17 protein-coding genes are annotated in these 16,538 nt (G+C 54.3%); 16 read left to right on the top strand and 1 reads right to left on the bottom strand.

From position 1 onward, the window contains the following. Window positions 1–6: 6 nt before the first annotated feature. From KE531_07165 to KE531_07140, 6 genes are all read left to right on the top strand, one after another. Window positions 7–1,359 carry an acetyl-CoA carboxylase biotin carboxylase subunit gene (locus KE531_07165; protein MBR9953404.1) on the top strand — a complete coding sequence of 451 codons (1,353 nt, stop codon included), beginning with the start codon at window positions 7–9 and terminating at the stop codon, window positions 1,357–1,359. A gap of 47 nt (window positions 1,360–1,406) precedes the next feature. After that, window positions 1,407–3,191: an acetyl-CoA carboxylase carboxyltransferase subunit beta gene (locus KE531_07160; GenBank protein MBR9953403.1), complete on the top strand. Its 1,785-nt coding sequence runs from the start codon at window positions 1,407–1,409 to the stop codon at window positions 3,189–3,191. 21 nt (window positions 3,192–3,212) lie between these two features. Continuing rightward, window positions 3,213–4,364, top strand: coding sequence for a nitronate monooxygenase (locus tag KE531_07155; protein ID MBR9953402.1), 1,152 nt, complete (start codon window positions 3,213–3,215; stop codon window positions 4,362–4,364). Between the two features lie 171 nt (window positions 4,365–4,535). Then, window positions 4,536–4,934 carry a type II toxin-antitoxin system MqsR family toxin gene (locus KE531_07150; protein MBR9953401.1) on the top strand — a complete coding sequence of 133 codons (399 nt, stop codon included), beginning with the start codon at window positions 4,536–4,538 and terminating at the stop codon, window positions 4,932–4,934. 128 nt (window positions 4,935–5,062) lie between these two features. After that, window positions 5,063–6,091, top strand: a complete 1,029-nt coding sequence (locus tag KE531_07145; GenBank protein ID MBR9953400.1) for a DUF4065 domain-containing protein — start codon at window positions 5,063–5,065, stop codon at window positions 6,089–6,091. Between the two features lie 79 nt (window positions 6,092–6,170). Continuing rightward, entirely contained in the window at window positions 6,171–6,797 is a 627-nt protein-coding gene (locus tag KE531_07140) for a nucleoside recognition protein (GenBank protein ID MBR9953399.1), read from the top strand. 154 nt (window positions 6,798–6,951) lie between these two features. On the opposite strand, the gene KE531_07135 is transcribed toward KE531_07140, so the two are convergent. Continuing rightward, a complete protein-coding gene (locus tag KE531_07135) occupies window positions 6,952–7,743 on the bottom strand; it encodes a class I SAM-dependent methyltransferase (protein ID MBR9953398.1) in 792 nt (263 codons plus the stop codon). A 208-nt stretch (window positions 7,744–7,951) separates the two neighbouring features. Here KE531_07135 and KE531_07130 point away from each other — a divergent pair, with 208 nt between their 5' ends. From KE531_07130 to KE531_07085, 10 genes are all read left to right on the top strand, one after another. Beyond that, window positions 7,952–8,251, top strand: coding sequence for a hypothetical protein (locus tag KE531_07130; GenBank protein MBR9953397.1), 300 nt, complete (start codon window positions 7,952–7,954; stop codon window positions 8,249–8,251). A gap of 190 nt (window positions 8,252–8,441) precedes the next feature. Continuing rightward, on the top strand, window positions 8,442–9,491 hold the full coding sequence (locus KE531_07125; protein ID MBR9953396.1) for a zinc ABC transporter substrate-binding protein: 1,050 nt from the start codon (window positions 8,442–8,444) through the stop codon (window positions 9,489–9,491). Window positions 9,492–9,501: 10 nt separating this feature from the next. Then, a complete protein-coding gene (locus tag KE531_07120) occupies window positions 9,502–10,203 on the top strand; it encodes an ABC transporter ATP-binding protein (GenBank protein MBR9953395.1) in 702 nt (233 codons plus the stop codon). Between the two features lie 5 nt (window positions 10,204–10,208). Continuing rightward, window positions 10,209–11,045: a metal ABC transporter permease gene (locus tag KE531_07115; protein MBR9953394.1), complete on the top strand. Its 837-nt coding sequence runs from the start codon at window positions 10,209–10,211 to the stop codon at window positions 11,043–11,045. A gap of 4 nt (window positions 11,046–11,049) precedes the next feature. Continuing rightward, window positions 11,050–11,535, top strand: coding sequence for a hypothetical protein (locus tag KE531_07110; protein ID MBR9953393.1), 486 nt, complete (start codon window positions 11,050–11,052; stop codon window positions 11,533–11,535). Between the two features lie 267 nt (window positions 11,536–11,802). Beyond that, window positions 11,803–12,507 carry an SDR family oxidoreductase gene (locus tag KE531_07105; protein ID MBR9953392.1) on the top strand — a complete coding sequence of 235 codons (705 nt, stop codon included), beginning with the start codon at window positions 11,803–11,805 and terminating at the stop codon, window positions 12,505–12,507. A 251-nt stretch (window positions 12,508–12,758) separates the two neighbouring features. After that, entirely contained in the window at window positions 12,759–13,802 is a 1,044-nt protein-coding gene (locus KE531_07100) for an iron ABC transporter permease (protein ID MBR9953391.1), read from the top strand. A 3-nt stretch (window positions 13,803–13,805) separates the two neighbouring features. Continuing rightward, the gene (locus KE531_07095) at window positions 13,806–14,561 is read left to right on the top strand and encodes an ABC transporter ATP-binding protein (protein ID MBR9953390.1); all 756 of its coding nucleotides are present in this window, start codon (window positions 13,806–13,808) and stop codon (window positions 14,559–14,561) included. 22 nt (window positions 14,562–14,583) lie between these two features. Continuing rightward, on the top strand, window positions 14,584–15,621 hold the full coding sequence (locus KE531_07090) for an ABC transporter substrate-binding protein (GenBank protein MBR9953389.1): 1,038 nt from the start codon (window positions 14,584–14,586) through the stop codon (window positions 15,619–15,621). Continuing rightward, window positions 15,621–16,277, top strand: coding sequence for an alpha/beta hydrolase (locus KE531_07085; protein MBR9953388.1), 657 nt, complete (start codon window positions 15,621–15,623; stop codon window positions 16,275–16,277). The genes KE531_07090 and KE531_07085 overlap by 1 nt, the downstream gene beginning before the upstream one ends. Window positions 16,278–16,538: the final 261 nt, after the last annotated feature.

The following is a 16,538-nucleotide window of genomic DNA, read 5'->3' as shown; positions in this document are numbered from 1 at the left end:
GACGATATGTTTCAGAAAATTCTGATTGCGAACCGCGGCGAGATCGCGGTAAGGATTATCCGCGCGTGCCGGGAAATGGGGATCAAGACGGTGGCCGTCTACTCCGAGGCAGACAGAGAGGCGCTCCATACGCTTTTGGCCGACGAGGCCATCTGCATCGGGCCTGCGCCTTCAACGGAGAGCTACCTGGACATGGAGCGGATCCTGACGGCCTGCGTGGCCATGAAGGCAGACGCCATCCATCCGGGCTTCGGCTTCCTCTCCGAGAACGCCAGGTTTGCGGAACTCTGCGAAAAATGCAGCATCCGCTTCATCGGCCCGTCGGCGGAAATCATCAACAAGATGGGAAATAAGTCCGAGGCGAGAAAGACCATGATGGAGGCCGGCGTCCCGGTGGTTCCTGGAAGCAAGGAGCCGGTGCATACGGCTGAGGACGGGCTTAAGACGGCAAAGGAAATCGGTTTCCCGGTCATGATTAAGGCGTCCAGCGGCGGCGGCGGAAAGGGGATGCGGATCTCCCGCTCCGAGGAGGATTTCGAGTCCAACTTCCTCAATGCCCAGATGGAGTCCATTAAGGGCTTTTCCGACGACACCATGTACATCGAGCGGTACGTGGAGAACCCGCGCCACATCGAATTTCAGATCATGGCTGACAGCTATGGAAACGTGGTGCATTTAGGTGAGAGGGACTGTTCCATCCAGAGGCGCCACCAGAAGGTGCTTGAGGAGTCGCCGTCCCCGGCCATTTCCGATACGCTCAGAAAACAGATGGGCGAGACGGCTGTCCGCGCAGCGAAGGCCGTGGGCTATGAAAATGCCGGCACCATCGAGTTCCTTTTAGATAAAAATAAAAATTTCTACTTCATGGAAATGAACACCAGGATTCAGGTGGAACATCCCGTAACCGAGGCGGTGACGGATCTTGACCTGGTAAAAGAGCAGATCCGCATCGCGGCCGGCGAAAAGCTTTCGTTCTCCCAGGAGGACGTAAAGATTTCCGGCCATGCCATTGAATGCAGGATCAACGCCGAGAACCCGGAGAAAAAGTTCATGCCATGCCCGGGCCTGATTACGGACATCCACCTGCCCGGCGGACGGGGCGTCCGCGTGGATACGGCAGTGTACAACAATTACCGGATCCCGGCGAACTACGATTCCATGATTTTAAAGCTCATTGTCCATGACAAGGACAGGGAATCCGCCATCGCAAAAATGCGGAGCGCCCTCGGCGAGCTGGTGATCGAGGGGATCACGACGAACCTGGATTTCCAGTATGAAATCATCAACGACCCGGACTTCCAGGCGGGAGATGTGGATACGGATTTCATCCCGAGCCATTTTCCGGAGTATTGCAGGTAAATCCTTAGTTTCAGGGCACATGTCCATATAGGAAAGGAAGTTTTCGCATGTTAAAAGACATGTTTAAAAAGACATATACAAAAATTGATACCATTTACCACCGCGGTTCCGACGGCAGGGAAGCGGCAAAGGACGGTTCTTCCCCGGCCATTCCCGAGGGACTGTGGCGGAAATGCAACAAGTGCGGAAAGCCGATCTATACCGAAGATGTCCGAAACAATTACTATATCTGCCCGAAATGCGGCGGCTATTTCCGGGTTCATGCCTACCGCAGGATCGAAATGACCGCTGACGAGGGAAGCTTTGAGGAATGGGAGGAGACCATGCCGGTTTCCAACCCGTTAAACTTCCCGGGCTATGAAAAGAAGCTGGCGGCAGCCAGGGAGAAGACGAAGCTCAACGAGGCCATTGTGACGGGGAAGGCCATGATTGGCGGATATCCGGCAGTTCTCGGCGTCTGCGACGCCAGGTTCCTCATGAGCAGCATGGGGCACAATGTGGGCGAAAAAATTGCCCGGGCCGTGGAGCGGGCCACTGAGGAAAAGCTCCCGGTGATCCTGTTCGCATGTTCCGGCGGCGCCAGGATGCAGGAGGGGCTTGTGTCCTTGATGCAGATGGCGAAGACGGCCGCGGCCTTAAAGCGTCATCATGAGGCCGGACAGCTTTTCGTGAGCGTCCTCACCGACCCGACCACCGGCGGCGTGACGGCCAGCTTTGCCATGCTCGGCGATATTATTTTAGCGGAGCCAAACGCCTTAATCGGCTTTGCAGGCCCCCGGGTCATCGAGCAGACCATCGGCCAGAAGCTCCCGGAGGGCTTCCAGCGTTCTGAGTTCCTTTTGGAGCACGGCTTCATTGATAAGATCGTGAAGCGGGAGGAGATGAAGGAGACCCTGATCCACATCCTGCGGCTCCACAGCAGCGAGCCGGGGCCGGAGGTCTATGCGGAACAGGAGACAGAAGGAAAGGCGGCGTCCGGCGGCATTGGAGCCGGGATTCTCGGCGCGGCAGGCCGCGTCCGCAGGAAGGCCGGGAACACGGCCGAAGGGCCGAAGACGGCCTGGGATTCTGTCCTGCTTTCGAGAAAATCCGACCGTCTTGTGGCGTCTGACTATATTCATGCGCTGTTTGACGGCTTCATGGAATTCCACGGCGACCGGTATTTTAAAGACGACGGTGCCGTTATCGGCGGCATCGCAAGCTTCCACGGGATTCCCGTGACCGTCATTGGCCAGGAAAAGGGCCGCACGACGAAGGACAATATTTTGAGAAACTTCGGAATGCCGTCGCCGGAGGGCTACCGGAAGGCGCTGCGTCTGATGAAGCAGGCAGAGTGCTTCGGGCGCCCGATCATCTGCTTTGTGGATACGCCGGGCGCGTTCTGCGGCATCGAGGCCGAGGAGCGCGGGCAGGGCGAAGCCATTGCGAGGAACCTTTTTGAGATGGCGTCCTTAAAGGTGCCGGTTCTGTCGCTGGTGATCGGGGAAGGCGGAAGCGGCGGCGCGCTGGCGCTGGCCGTTGCCAACGAGGTCTGGATGATGGAGAACGCCATTTATTCCGTCCTCTCGCCGGAGGGCTTTGCGTCGATCCTTTGGAAAGACAGCAAGAAGGCGGATGAGGCAGCCAGGGTCATGAAAATCACAGCCAGGGATCTGAAAAAACTCGGGCTCATCGAACGGGTGATTCCGGAGGAGGTTCCGGCAAGCAAGGAGAGCCTGCCTGCCATTCGTGAAATCCTCGATACGGCCGTGGCAGAATTTTTGGAGACCTACGGCGCCATGGACGGCGAGGCGCTTGCAAATCAGCGGTATGACAGATTCCGGAGAATTTAGGAGAAAACAATGAAACAGAGTATTGGCGGGTTAAAACCTCTGAAAATAGGATGTCTGACGGCCAGGCGCCCGGTCATCCAGGGCGGAATGGGAGTCGGCATCAGCTTATCGTCCCTGGCCGGCGCCGTGGCGAAGGCCGGCGGCATCGGCATTATTTCCACGGCCCAGATTGGCTTTAAGGATCCGGATTTTGAGAAAAATCCCATGGCTGCCAATCTGCGGGCCATCCATACGGAGCTTAAAAAGGCCAGGGAGATCGCCCAGGGCGGCATTTTGGGCTTTAACATCATGGTGGCGACGAAGGAATATGCCCAGTATGTGAAGGAGGCCGTGAAGGCCGGGGCAGATGTGATTATTTCCGGCGCCGGGCTTCCGGTCGACATGCCGAAGTTTGTGGCGGAGGCCGAGGCGGAGCTTAAGGAAGCTGCCGGAAACGCAGCGGAGAGCGCGAAGGCGGTTCGCCGCACGATGATTGCGCCCATTGTCTCGTCCATCAAATCGGCGCTTGTGATCTGCAAAATGTGGGATCGGAAATATCAGACAGCGCCGGATTTTGTGGTGATTGAGGGGCCGTGCGCCGGCGGTCACCTGGGCTTTTCCAGGGAACAGCTCACGGAGTACGGAGCCGATACGCCCGACGTGGCGCAGACCTATGACAGAGAGAAGTACGATCAGGAGATCCGCGGGATCATCGAGACCGTAAAGACCTATGCCGAGAAATATAAAAAGGAGATCCCCGTGATTTCCGCAGGCGGCGTTTTCGACCGCGAGGACGTGATGCACCAGATGTCTTTAGGCGCTGACGGCGTCCAGGTGGCAACCAGGTTCGTGACGACCGAGGAGTGCGACGCGCCCATGGCCTATAAGCAGGCGTACATCGACGCGAAGCAGGAGGACATCGTAATCGTAAAGAGCCCGGTAGGGATGCCGGGGCGGGCCATCAAAAATGCGTTCATGGAAAAGGTGAGCCGGGAGCCGGAAAAGATTACCCACTGCTTCCGCTGCCTGGAGCACTGCGACCCGAAAAACATCCCCTACTGCATCACCAGAGCCTTAATCCGCGCCGCCGAAGGTGACGTGGACAATGCGCTGCTGTTCTGCGGAAGCAACGCGTACCGCTGCACGAAGATTGAGACCGTGCCGGAGGTTATGCGGGAGCTTTGCGGGGAGTAAGGATAAAAAGAATAGGGATTTGGAGAGGACTGCTGTACCTGCGCCTGAGGAAAAGAGGGGGCGGGTGAGGGCAGTCCTTTTTCATATATTGATAATTGGATTGACAAAAACAATCAATTGATGTATTGTATAATCATACAAAATCAGATAAAGAAAGGAGGTACATGGCGAATGCCAAACGAGAATGCTTACAGGGATTCTCGGGAGAATGTGGAGGCGCATCTGGAACGTCTGAGATGTGCATTGAACAGTGAACATTACGAATTAGATATTCTCCCGGCTAAAAAAGGAGAATCTTATACGGATCCATATTCAACATTCTACACGATGCTGGAACTGGGATTCGACACAGAGGATATCAGGGATATCCTGCTGAACCTGACGGCAGAAGATTATATAGAAAATATGATGGACAGCCGAAAGAGCGGCGGTGAAGATTTCCGTGTATTTGGAATCAGCATTGCTGGACGTGAAATTTATATTAAGGAGAAATTAAGGGCGTCAGCTCATGTTTTCTGCATTTCGTTTCATTTTGCAAAGTACAGATTAAAGGAAAGACCATACCAATAAATAAAAAAGAAAATACGGTTTCGGAAGCTTAAATGCTTCCGCAACAGAAGATAAAGCATAAAGTACAAAAAAGAAGAGAACACTTATATAAAGGATAAGGAATACATAGTGGAATCAGGAGGAGAAAAATGCCAGGAAAGGAGTTAAAAAGAATCTCATATTTCTGCCCATTTTGCGGCGAGACACATGAAATTGCAGTTGTGCGGTATATGGCAGAGACAATAATCAAAGGAGAAAAAATAGAGTTTCAGAATACGGTTTATTATTGCGAAAAAGAAGAAAGTGAATTTACTCCGTCGAAGTTATTAGATGAAAATTTATTCCGTGCACGCGAAACGTACAAAAAGAAGAAAGGACTTTTGACCTCAGAGGAGATCAAAGAAATTCGAGAGTTTTATGGACTGACGCAGAAAGAATATGCAAGACTTCTTGGCCTCGGTGATGTTACGGTTCAGCGATATGAGACAAAGTTAATCCAGGATGATACATATGATAAGATGATGCGGATGACGGGAGAAAACCCCAGTTTCTGTCTTGATTTGCTTGAAAAAAATAAGCCGTCATTTAAGCCGGAGCGGTATGAAGAGATCAAGCGGATCATGATTGAAAAGGTAAAGCAATTCAGCGAAGCCTATTTTATCAGAGAAACCATCCGTGCGAAATATGTGGAATTTGATTCGCCGAGCAGCAAAAATGGGTATTGCCGTTTGAATCTTAAGAAGCTGGAGGCCGTTATGGTTTACCTGGCGACCTACATCAAGCCTCTTTACAAGGTAAAGCTCATGAAACTGCTCTGGTATCTCGATGCGGAATATTATAAGAGATATCAAAAAGCGATGACCGGACTTGTGTATCGGCATCTTGCGTTTGGAGCGGCTCCGATTGCCGGAAATGAGCTCATGAAGCTTTCGGGAATCCGGGTGTCTGAAAAGGAGATCGGGGACAGCACGGCATATCAGATTCTGCCAAATCGTGAAGCAGGCCTTGGGGAGTTTACTTTTGAAGAGTTGGAGGTTTTGCAGAAGGTTGTAAAAAAATTTGGAGATTATAAGACAAAGGATATTGTAGATTATATGCATGAAGAATCGGCATATCAAAATACGGAAGATAACCAGATCATAGAATTTTCCGCGGAAAACAGAATCCGAGATTTTTAGCCTGAACAGGCATGTAATAAAAAACCTGCACATATGAACCCCCATCCCCTCATACATTCAAAAGAGGGGGTGGGGGTTTTTGTTAAATTATCTGTGGGCCGGCATGATGGCGGCCGGAATTTTCTGGGCGGCGCTCCACGGGAACATGGACGCGGTCACGAACGGAGCGCTGGAGTCCACGAAGGAGGCTGTCTCCCTGTGCATTACGATGCTGGGGATCATGTCCTTCTGGTGCGGAATTTTAAAAATCGGGGAAAATGCGGGGCTGATCGGCCAGCTTACGAGAAACATGCGGCCAGTCATCCGCTTCCTGTTTCCGAATCTCCCGGCGGATCACCCCGCCGCAAAACATATTTCCACCAACATGATTGCGAACATGCTGGGACTCGGCTGGGCGGCGACTCCGGCCGGCCTGCGGGCCATGGAGGAGCTGGAAAACCTGGAGAAGGAACGGCGGGAAGACGAAAAAAACCGCCCGGGCATCAAACGGGCGGCGCAGCCGGCCGGCACGGCAAGCAACGAGATGTGTACGTTCCTGATTGTCAACATCTCTTCCCTTCAGCTCATTCCCATCAACATGATCGCCTACCGCAGCCAGTACGGCAGCATGAACCCGGCGGCCATCGTGGGGCCGGCGCTCCTGGCGACGACGGTCAGCACGCTGGCGGGGATTGTGTTCTGCAAGATCATGGACAGACGCCGGTGAAAAGGAAGACAGGAAATACGGAGCAGGCCGCCAGGCATCCCGGAAACGTCCGGGAACCGGCGGCCTGTCTGTCATGCCGGCACATCGGAGAATGCTTCACGCGCTGGCCGTCCGTCCCGGCGCATTCCGGACAGTTTCGCAGCCCGGCCTGTTTTTACTGTGGCGTCCCCTTCCTCGCAAGCTGGAGGTCAATGGTGTCGTATATGGTAATCTCCCCGCCGTGGCGGTCAATGGCATGTTCGATTTCTGAGAAAAATTCGTTTCGCTTCTTTTCCTCAATGGCGAGGTGGTCGGAATACGTGCCGAGAAGGGCCGTGTATTCTTTGGCGGAGAATGTCCTGGTGCGGTGAAACAGCCCGCACTGCACGTCAGAAAAGCCATAGTCCAGGGCTTTTTTGGCCAGCCTGGCGGCGTCGGCTTCCGTAAACTCCTCCGGACTTCCTGTCTTTCCCATGTAGATGGCATAGAGCGCCTGGATTTCTTCCGTGAGCTTTGGACGTCCCTTGTCAGCCAGCGGGCGGTTTGCAAAGCGGGCGAAGGCACCGCCGTCTTTTAAGAGGGAAAAGACCTTCGGATAGCCGGTTTCCTCGGGAATCCAGTGGAAAGCTGTGGCAGAAACAATCAGATCATAAGATTCCGGCTCGAAGGACAGTTCTTCAAACTTTCCGGCAGACACGGAAAATCGGGGAAAACCTGCGAATTTTTCCCTGCAAAGCCGGATAAAATTCTGTCCGAATTCGACGGCTGTAAGTCTGCACCCGGTTTCCAGAAACGGGAGCGTGGCCTGCCCGGCGCCGATGCCGATTTCCATCACCTGAGAGGCGGCGGTGACAGGCTGGTACCGGAAGATGGCTTCGTACAGCTCCTTCGGATATCCGGGACGGAATTTCTCGTATGCGGTTACGGCAGTGTCAAAGGTCCATTCATAGCCTTTTGCAGATGATATAAAGCGGCATCTCCTTTCCGTTTTTCGTAGGGATATCTTAGCATGGAGCCGGTTTCGCCGTCAAGGACAGCAGGACAAAACCGGCAATTTGAAATTGGGAATCATTTTCATATTGACAAGAGAAAGGGAATCTTATAAGATGGAAATAGTTTTCATTTTTGGAAACAAAAGGAGATATGCCGGAGAACGAAAGAGAGGAGGGTGAAACGTGCATACAAAAAGACAAAAATTCAGGGCACTGCTGTTGTGTGCGGTCGTTTTCGCCGCCGTATTTTTTTCTGTACTTCTGATTGCCGGGAAAGCCGGCCATGACTGCAAAGGAGCGGGCTGCCATGTCTGCGCTGTCCTCCATGAGGCGGAGCAGGCTTTAGACCAGCTTGGAACCGGCGCCCCGGGGGCGGCGGTATTTCCGTCAGCCGTCATGATTTTGGCGGCGGTGACTGCCTGCGCCAGTCTTTTCGTGCCCTGCACGTCTTTAGTCAGCCGGAAGGTCAGGCTGAATAATTGAAAAACCTCTGAAAACAAGGGCCATTGATCCCTGATCCTGACAGGAACCAGAGTCTTCGCTTTTTGCGGATGCCGGTCTGTCCGGCGTGCAGGAAACCGTGCCGGCGCGCGGTTTCTGCGATATGGGGAGCTGCGTCCTTGTATTTTTGTACCCATTTTTACAAAAAACAAAGTATTTGGAGGTTTTATTCATGAAAAAATTTGGTTTCTTTTTATTGGGCGCAGCTCTTTTTGCCGCCGCCCTGTCCGGATGCAAAAACAGTACAGGAAAGAATTTTATGGAGACGTCTGCGGCTGGAACAGCAAAAACCGCAGATGAGGAGGGAAAAAAGCTTAAAATCGTAGCCACCATATTCCCGGAGTACGACTGGGCCGTGGAAATCCTGGGTGAAAATATGGAACATGCAGATCTGACGCTGCTTCTCGACGACGGTGTGGATCTCCACAGCTACCAGCCGACGGCAGAGGATCTTGCTAAGATTTCCGGCTGCGACCTGTTCCTTTATGTGGGCGGCGAATCGGACGCATGGGCTGAGGCGGCTCTGAAGGATCCGAAGAATCCGGACAGGAAGGTCATAAACCTGCTGGAAGTCCTGGGCGATTCCGTTAAAGAAGAGGAGATCGTGGAAGGCATGGAGGACGGCCACGGGCATGAGGACGGAGAAGTCCATGACCTTATCAGCGATGAAGAGGGGCCGGAGTACGACGAACATGTGTGGCTCTCTTTAAAAAATGCCCAGATATTCTGCACGGCCATCGGAGATGCGCTGGCAGAGCTGGATCCGGACAACGCCGAGGCCTACCAGGCGAACCGGGAGTCCTACAACAACATCCTGGACAGGCTGGATCAGGAGTATCAGCAGGCGGTGGACGATGCCGCGAAGAAAACGCTCCTGTTCGGCGACAGGTTCCCGTTCCGCTATCTGGCTGATGACTACGGGCTTACCTATTATGCGGCTTTCGCCGGCTGCTCTGCGGAAACCGAGGCCAGCTTCGAGACCATTGCCTATCTGGCGGGAAAAGCGGACGAGCTGGAGCTGAGCCACATCCTGACCATTGAGGGCTCGGACGGAAAGCTGGCAGAGACCATTGCGAAAAACATGAACGGCGGTGAGAAGGCCGTGACGGTTCTGACGATGGATTCCATGCAGTCCAAGACGGCAAAGGACATTTCCGACGGCGCCATGTATTATCTCATCATGGAGGACAATCTGGAAGTGTTAAAAGAGGCGTTAAATTAAGGAGGAAGACATGGCGCAGATTACTTGTCAGAATCTTTCTCTCGGCTATGACGGCCGGATTCTTTTATCCGGCCTGAGCTTTTCCGTCCGCGCCGGCGATTACTGCTGCATTGTCGGCGAAAACGGGGCGGGAAAGACGACGCTCATGAAGGCGCTTCTCGGCCTGCTTTCTCCGGCCGGAGGCAGCATCACGGCCGGGGACGGCCTGAAAAAAGAAGAGATCGGCTATATGCCGCAGCAGACCTCTTTCCAGCGGGATTTTCCGGCATCGGTGAGGGAAATTGTCCTCTCCGGCTGCCAGAGCCGCTGCGGCTTCCGGCCGTATTATGGAAGGGCCGAAAAAGCGCGGGCCGCGGATGCCATGGAAAAGATGGGCATCCGCCATCTGGCCGGGCGCTGCTACCGGGAGCTTTCCGGCGGCCAGCAGCAGCGGGTTCTTCTGGCGAGAGCCCTCTGTGCGGCCAGCCGGATGCTGCTTTTGGATGAGCCGGTGTCCGGATTAGACCCCAGGGCGGCTGGAGACATGTACCGGCTGATTGACGGGCTCAACAAAAGGGACGGCCTTACGGTTCTTATGATTTCCCATGACATCAAGACGGCTGTCACGTATGCCAGCCATATCCTGCATATCGGGCCGTCCTGCTTTTTCGGAACCATGGGAGAATACCTGAAGCATGATGCGGGAAAGCAGATGGGAGGCGGCATATGTTAAATGAAATGACAGGCCGGCTGGCTTTCTATTTTGCCTTTCCGTTTGTGCGCCATGCACTGATTGCCGGCATTTTGATTGCATTCTGCTCATCGCTTTTGGGGGTTCCTCTCGTACTCAGGCGGTTCTCCCATATCGGCGACGGCCTTTCCCATGTGGCCTTCGGAGCCATGGCGGCGGCCGCTGTCCTTCGGTTTGCCAGCCCGATGGCGGCAGCCCTGCCTGTAACGGTGTTCTGCGCCGTCCTGCTTCTTAAGGCGGGACAGGGGACAAAAATCCAGGGGGACGCGTCCCTGGCGATGGTTTCTGTCGGCTCCCTTGCCGTCGGGTATCTGCTGATGAACATTTTTTCCGCCGGCCCCAATCTGTCGGGAGACGTGTGCAGCACCCTGTTCGGTTCCACGTCTATCCTGACGTTATCAAAGGGAGAAGTCACTTTATGCCTGGCGCTGTCCGCCGCTGTGGCCGCAGTGTTCCTGCTTTTTTACAACAAGATTTTTGCCGTGACCTTCGATGAGGCCTTTGCGAAAGCTGTCGGGACGAAAACGGATTTTTACAGCACCATGACAGCCGTTATCACCGCCGTCGTCATTGTGCTGGCCATGAACCTGGTGGGCTCCCTGCTGATTTCAGCGCTGGTGGTTTTTCCGGCGCTGTCTGCCATGCGGATGTTTAAGACTTTTCGCTCTGTCACGGTCTGCGCGGCCCTGCTGTCGGTGTTCTGCGCTGCTTTTGGGATGCTGCTTTCGATTCTGGCCGGGACGCCGGTGGGGGCTACGATTGTGGCTGCGGACATTGCCGCCTTCGGCATTTCGTGCCTGATTGGGCGATTGACTCGGAGGTAGGAGTATGAAGATGGCTGCGGCAGCAATATTCCTGGCCGCCCTGGCTTTTCTGGCGGCCGGCTGCGGGAAAAAGGAGACGAAGACGGTTACGGCGGCCGTGGATTATGATCTGACGGTTATGGACAGAGATCTGGTTCCTGCGTTTATGTACCAGATGTATGAAAATCCGGAGGAGTATGAGGGAAAGACGGTACGGATGAACGGCCTTTATTATGTGGGGTACCAGAAAGAGCGGGGAGAATACCATCACTACTGCTATGTCCAGGACACTATGGGCTGCTGCGGTCAGAGTATGGAATTTATCTGGGGAGATGGGAGCCGCCGGTATCCGGACGAATACCCGGCAGTCAACGAACGGATCACCGTACAGGGGATTTTTGAGGCGTACCGGCGCGACGGGAGCCGGGATACGGAAGGGCGGTTAAGAGATGCCGTCCTGGAAATCCGGAGAGAAACAGAAGAATCCGCCGGCAAACCGCTGGTGAAGTAGGGGCGGACATGGTATAATGACCGCAAAGCAGGCATTATACCTGCGCATGCCGGTTTCCGCGCCCGCCGCGGAAATCCGGGCGCTAAAATCCGCCGGAGGCCCCATGGGCGCGGAGCGGACATGGTATAATGATCGCAAAGCAGGCATTATACCTGCGCATACCGGTTTCTGCGTGCACCGCAGAAATCCGGGCGCTAAAATCCGCCGGAGGCCCATGGCCGCGGAGCGGACATGGTATGATAGAAAGAAAACGAGGAGGACACGGTTATGTTCAAGGGAAAAACAGTTGTTGTGACCGGCGGTGCCCACGGGATTGGGAAAGTGACGGCGGAGGAATTTAAGAAGAACGGGGCCGATGTCTGCATCATCGACAAGCGGCCAAACGAATATTTCACGGGAGACCTGGCGGAGGAGGCGACGCTTTGCCGCTTTGCCGAAAAGGTCGTTGCAGAGTACGGCAAGGTGGATTACCTCATCAACAATGCGCTGCCGCTCATGAAAGGCATCGATACGTGCAGCTACGAGGAATTCGAGTACGCGCTGCGGGTCGGCGTGACGGCGCCGTTTTACTTAACGAAGCTGTTTCTCCCGCATTTCGCGCCGGGGGCGGCCATTGTAAATATTTCATCATCCCGCGACCGCATGAGCCAGCCGCAGACGGAGAGCTATACGGCGGCAAAAGGCGGGATTTCGGCGCTGACCCATGCGCTGGCAGTGAGCCTCTCCGGGAAAGTCCGGGTAAATTCCATTTCTCCGGGCTGGATCGACACGGATTTTGCCGTATATGAAGGCGCCGATGCCGTCCAGCAGCCGGCGGGCCGCGTGGGGAATCCGTTAGACGTTGCAAATATGGTACTATATCTCTGTTCGGACAAGGCCGGGTTCATCACCGGCGAGAATATCTGCATCGACGGCGGCATGACGCGGCAGATGATTTATCATGGGGACTTTGGGTGGTCGCTTAAGGTCTGATGAGAGATGGGCGGCTCTGCGGCCGGATAAGGGATGGCCGCGGAGCCGCGACAGCAGAGGAAGTTTCTCTGGCTGCCGTTCCCAGGGAAGTGAAAAATTTCAAGTTAGGTATTGCTAACTAGTCCAGATTGTGCTATACTCTTTTCGCATTGGAACGTCTCCCGCCATCGGCGCGCAGAGAGAAAGGGAGACGTCTGCCCTGCGGTTAGCCAAAACTAACAAAAGACGATACAGAATTTGGAGTAAAGATTATGAAAAATAAATACTTTGCGAAAACAGCAAAGGGCTACGGCGCACTGCTCGTGATTCTGGCGGTACTGCTGATTCTGTCCGGCATAATCGCAATCTCTTTGGGGGCGGTGGATATCCCCATGGCGGACACGATTCATGTCCTGGCAGGCAAGCTTGCGCGGAACGAAAGCCTCTATGCAGAACTGGGGAAGTCCGCCGTGGCGATTGTATGGAACATGCGGGTGCCCCGGGTGCTTTTGGGCGGCTTTGTGGGAGCAGGGCTTGCCGTCTGCGGCTGTGTGCTGCAATCCACAGTCAATAACCCGATCTCGGAGCCGTACATTCTGGGCGTGTCTGCCGGGGCTACTTTTGGAGCCACACTTTTTATCGTGCTGGGGCTTTCTTTGTTCACGGCTCTGGGAGCCTTCACCGGGGCTATGCTGGCTACGGTGATGGTGCTTGCCATCGCCTCGGCCCAGGGCAAAATGACGACCTCCCGCCTCATTTTATCCGGGACGGTGGTCAATGCCCTTTTTTCTGCCTTTTCCAACTTTATTATATCGGTGGCCGGAAATTCGGACAGCATCATGACGATCAAATTCTGGACGATGGGTTCGCTGGCAAATGCCAAATGGGACGGGCTGGCGCTGCCCGCGGCGGTGGTTTTCCTCAGCGGAATCTTCCTGATGACCCAATACCGGGTTTTTGATGCGATGATGTTAGGCGATGAGGTGGCCGTCACCCTGGGCATCAATCTGGGATTTTTCCGCAGGATCTACATGCTGGTCGTTGCCGTCATGACTGGCATCCTGGTTTCAAGCTGCGGCATCATCGGTTTTGTGGGGCTGATTATTCCTCATCTGTCCCGCTCCTTTGTGGGGCCGAACCACAGACGGCTTTTGCCGGCGGCTATGCTGATGGGAGCTATTTTCCTGATCTGGGCGGATGTGTTTGCCCGTATCCTGGTGGAGAATGCGGAACTTCCCATTGGCATTTTTACTGCGCTGGTGGGTGCGCCCTTCTTCATCTATATTGTCACGCAGCGCGGCTACGGGAAGGAGTAAAATATGGATTTGCGAAGTGAAGACGTTCGATATTCCGTTCCGGGCAGGGAGATTTTGAAGGGGATTTCCCTGCGGGTGAGCGATCATGCGTTCCATACGATATTGGGGCCAAACGGCTGTGGAAAAACCACCTTTCTTAAGACGGCTTACCGTGTTCTGACGCCGGATTCCGGAACAGTCTATCTGGATGAAAGGCCAATCCGGACGATGAAAAACCGGGAATCGGCCAAAAGCATGGCGGTGGTGGCGCAGTTCAACAACATGAACTTTGAGACGACCGTGCGGGACGTGGTCATGCTGGGAAGAACACCCCATCTGGGGTTCATGGAGCGGGAACGGGAGCAGGATTTTGAAATTGTTGATGACGCGCTCCGCCGTGTCGGCATGTATGAAAACCGGGACAGGAGCTATCTCTCCCTCAGCGGCGGCGAGAAACAGCGGGTGGTGCTGGCCCGCGCCATCGCACAGCAGCCGAAACTGCTGCTGTTGGACGAGCCGACGAACCATCTGGACATCCGCTATCAGCTTGATATCCTGCGCCTGGTGAAGTCCTTAAAGATCAATGTGCTGGCGGTGCTTCATGATACACAGCTTGCATGTAAATTCAGCGATTGGATTTACCTTCTGAAGGATGGAAAGATCCGTTATTCCGGAAAACCGGCCGATGTCATCACCGCCGAGCACATGAAGGAAATCTTCGAGGTGGACTGCGAGATCCTAACATCGGAGGACGGACAGATTATCATCCGTTATCTATAATATAAGGAAAGGAACGATCAGAATGAGAAGACTTATTGCTATTTTTTGCGTGGCGGCCCTGGCATTTAGCGCCGCCGCGTGCAGCAGACAGACAGAGGCTCCGGCGAGTTCCGCCGCTTCATCCGCAGAGGAGCCGTCAACCTCTGAACAGGCCGAACAGGAGGCGCCGGCCGAAACGGAAGCAGAGAATGGATATCCTGTCACCGTAGTTACCTGGGATGCGGACGGAAATGAAATTTCTCAGACATTTGAGTCCGCCCCGGAGAGGGTCATCGCCAACAATCTTTCCTCCGCGGAGCTGTTGATCCGCCTTGGACTGGAAGACAAAATCGTCGGAATGCTCAACCCGGATAACCAGGTGACGGGCGAGTATGCGGATCAGATTAACGCAATCACCTGGATTGGGGATAAGAAGACCGTCTCAAAAGAAGTAATCGTGGATTACGAGCCTGATATCATTGTGGGGCGAGTCGCCATGTTCACGGAAAGCGGCATGGGCACGATCTCTGATTTGAATGATGTAGAAATCAGCGTGTACGCGCAGGGCGCCAGCATCACGAGCCAGCCGCGTTCCTTAGAGGACGTTTTCAACGATATTTTAAATCTGGGCGTTATTTTTAACGTGCAGGAGGAGGCAGAGGCCTATGTGGAGGAACTGACGGCCCGTCTGGATGCCGTCCATACGGATGATTCGGAGAACGGGCTTAAAAATGCTGTCATTATCTGCAATTTTAAGGACAACAGCTTTGGATGCTATCAATCCGCCTTGCAGGAGAGCATGTTAAATGAGTTAGGCTATACCAATGTGGCCTCCGGCGGTTCCGGATTCTCTCTGGAGGATATGGTAAATATGGCTCCGGAGCTTATCATCTATGTCACGAGCGACAGGAATCAGGAAGCCGATGCCGGTGCAATCGAGGCCATGCAGGAAGAGCCGGTGCTTTCTGAGGTTCCCGCAGTCGTGAACGGCCGCATCGTTGAAATCGGATACGACGTTTTGATGGATTACGGCGCTTCGATTTTTGATGCAATGGAGATCATAAGCGAGGCGGTTCAGTGATGGAAAGCTGCACGGTTTCCGGTTATGAGGTGATCGTCTGCGAGCCTGCCGCCCAAAGTTCCCGGGTGGGCGTACTGCTCAACGATGGGGAGATTGCGGAAAAACTGTCTTCCATGTGTGAAGATGTGTGGCTGTTTGGAGTGGTTCCCCGGGACAGGCTTAATGACTATACGCCGTGGCCCGCGGCGGCCATGCGAAAGGGAGCGCCGGACTTTGGCGGCGGCTGCGAAAGCTACACCGGACATTTAACGGAAGGGGTTCTTCCGCTGCTGTCTGAGAAGTATGGCATTGGGAAATGGATCTATGGCGGCCACTCTTTGGGCGGGCTTGCGGCTGTGTACAGCCTCTACTGTACGGATGCCTTTCAGGCGGTTTTTTCCGTCTGCGGCTCTTTCTGGTACCCGGGATTCCTTGACTTCCTCAGTGAGACGCGGCCTGTGAATACGGGCGCGCAGGTTTATCTGCTCAATGGCGCGGCCGAGGGGGCGAAGCACGATAACCGACTGGCCAAGGCCCCGCTTTTCGCCGCCGGGGCACATGACCGGATCGCGTCCGCGTTTTTGCACACACAGGCTGGCTTCGATCCCTACGGGCACCATGAACATGTCACGGAAAGGCTTTTAAACGCTGTGAATTGGTGTAAATCGCAAATTTAGAAAAAGCAGGCGAGGGTTTGCCGGCGCCAAACTTCCGGTTGACCTTTCTGCCATTTTTTTCTATAATAGTTCTATGACTCGCGGCAGAAGCCGCGGAACCTGTTCCGAAGGACAGAATTTTCAGCCAGACAAAAGCAGACGAAACAAAACACGAAAAGTAAAAAATAGAATTTGCCAGGAAGGTAACGGCATGCCGCAGGCGTGCGCCTTTCTGGCATCTTTTTTGTGCCTGCGGAAAGGCCTGCGCGAAACAGAGCGGGA

The organism is Eubacteriaceae bacterium Marseille-Q4139, from assembly GCA_018223415.1.
Classification (GTDB): Bacteria; Bacillota; Clostridia; order Lachnospirales; family Lachnospiraceae; genus CABSIM01.
Note: the sequence above shows the minus strand (reverse complement) of the source record. Positions and strands in the feature narration are given on the sequence as shown.

What these genes read in the sequence shown, in the direction of transcription:
- KE531_07165 (MBR9953404.1), top strand. Translation starts at nt 7, where the DNA reads ATGTTTCAGAAAATTCTGATTGCGAACCGCGGCGAGATCGCGGTAAGG.
- KE531_07160 (MBR9953403.1), top strand. Translation starts at nt 1,407, where the DNA reads ATGTTAAAAGACATGTTTAAAAAGACATATACAAAAATTGATACCATT.
- KE531_07150 (MBR9953401.1), top strand. Translation starts at nt 4,536, where the DNA reads ATGCCAAACGAGAATGCTTACAGGGATTCTCGGGAGAATGTGGAGGCG.
- KE531_07145 (MBR9953400.1), top strand. Translation starts at nt 5,063, where the DNA reads ATGCCAGGAAAGGAGTTAAAAAGAATCTCATATTTCTGCCCATTTTGC.
- KE531_07125 (MBR9953396.1), top strand. Translation starts at nt 8,442, where the DNA reads ATGAAAAAATTTGGTTTCTTTTTATTGGGCGCAGCTCTTTTTGCCGCC.
- KE531_07120 (MBR9953395.1), top strand. Translation starts at nt 9,502, where the DNA reads ATGGCGCAGATTACTTGTCAGAATCTTTCTCTCGGCTATGACGGCCGG.
- KE531_07115 (MBR9953394.1), top strand. Translation starts at nt 10,209, where the DNA reads ATGACAGGCCGGCTGGCTTTCTATTTTGCCTTTCCGTTTGTGCGCCAT.
- KE531_07110 (MBR9953393.1), top strand. Translation starts at nt 11,050, where the DNA reads ATGAAGATGGCTGCGGCAGCAATATTCCTGGCCGCCCTGGCTTTTCTG.
- KE531_07105 (MBR9953392.1), top strand. Translation starts at nt 11,803, where the DNA reads ATGTTCAAGGGAAAAACAGTTGTTGTGACCGGCGGTGCCCACGGGATT.
- KE531_07100 (MBR9953391.1), top strand. Translation starts at nt 12,759, where the DNA reads ATGAAAAATAAATACTTTGCGAAAACAGCAAAGGGCTACGGCGCACTG.
- KE531_07095 (MBR9953390.1), top strand. Translation starts at nt 13,806, where the DNA reads ATGGATTTGCGAAGTGAAGACGTTCGATATTCCGTTCCGGGCAGGGAG.
- KE531_07090 (MBR9953389.1), top strand. Translation starts at nt 14,584, where the DNA reads ATGAGAAGACTTATTGCTATTTTTTGCGTGGCGGCCCTGGCATTTAGC.
- KE531_07085 (MBR9953388.1), top strand. Translation starts at nt 15,621, where the DNA reads ATGGAAAGCTGCACGGTTTCCGGTTATGAGGTGATCGTCTGCGAGCCT.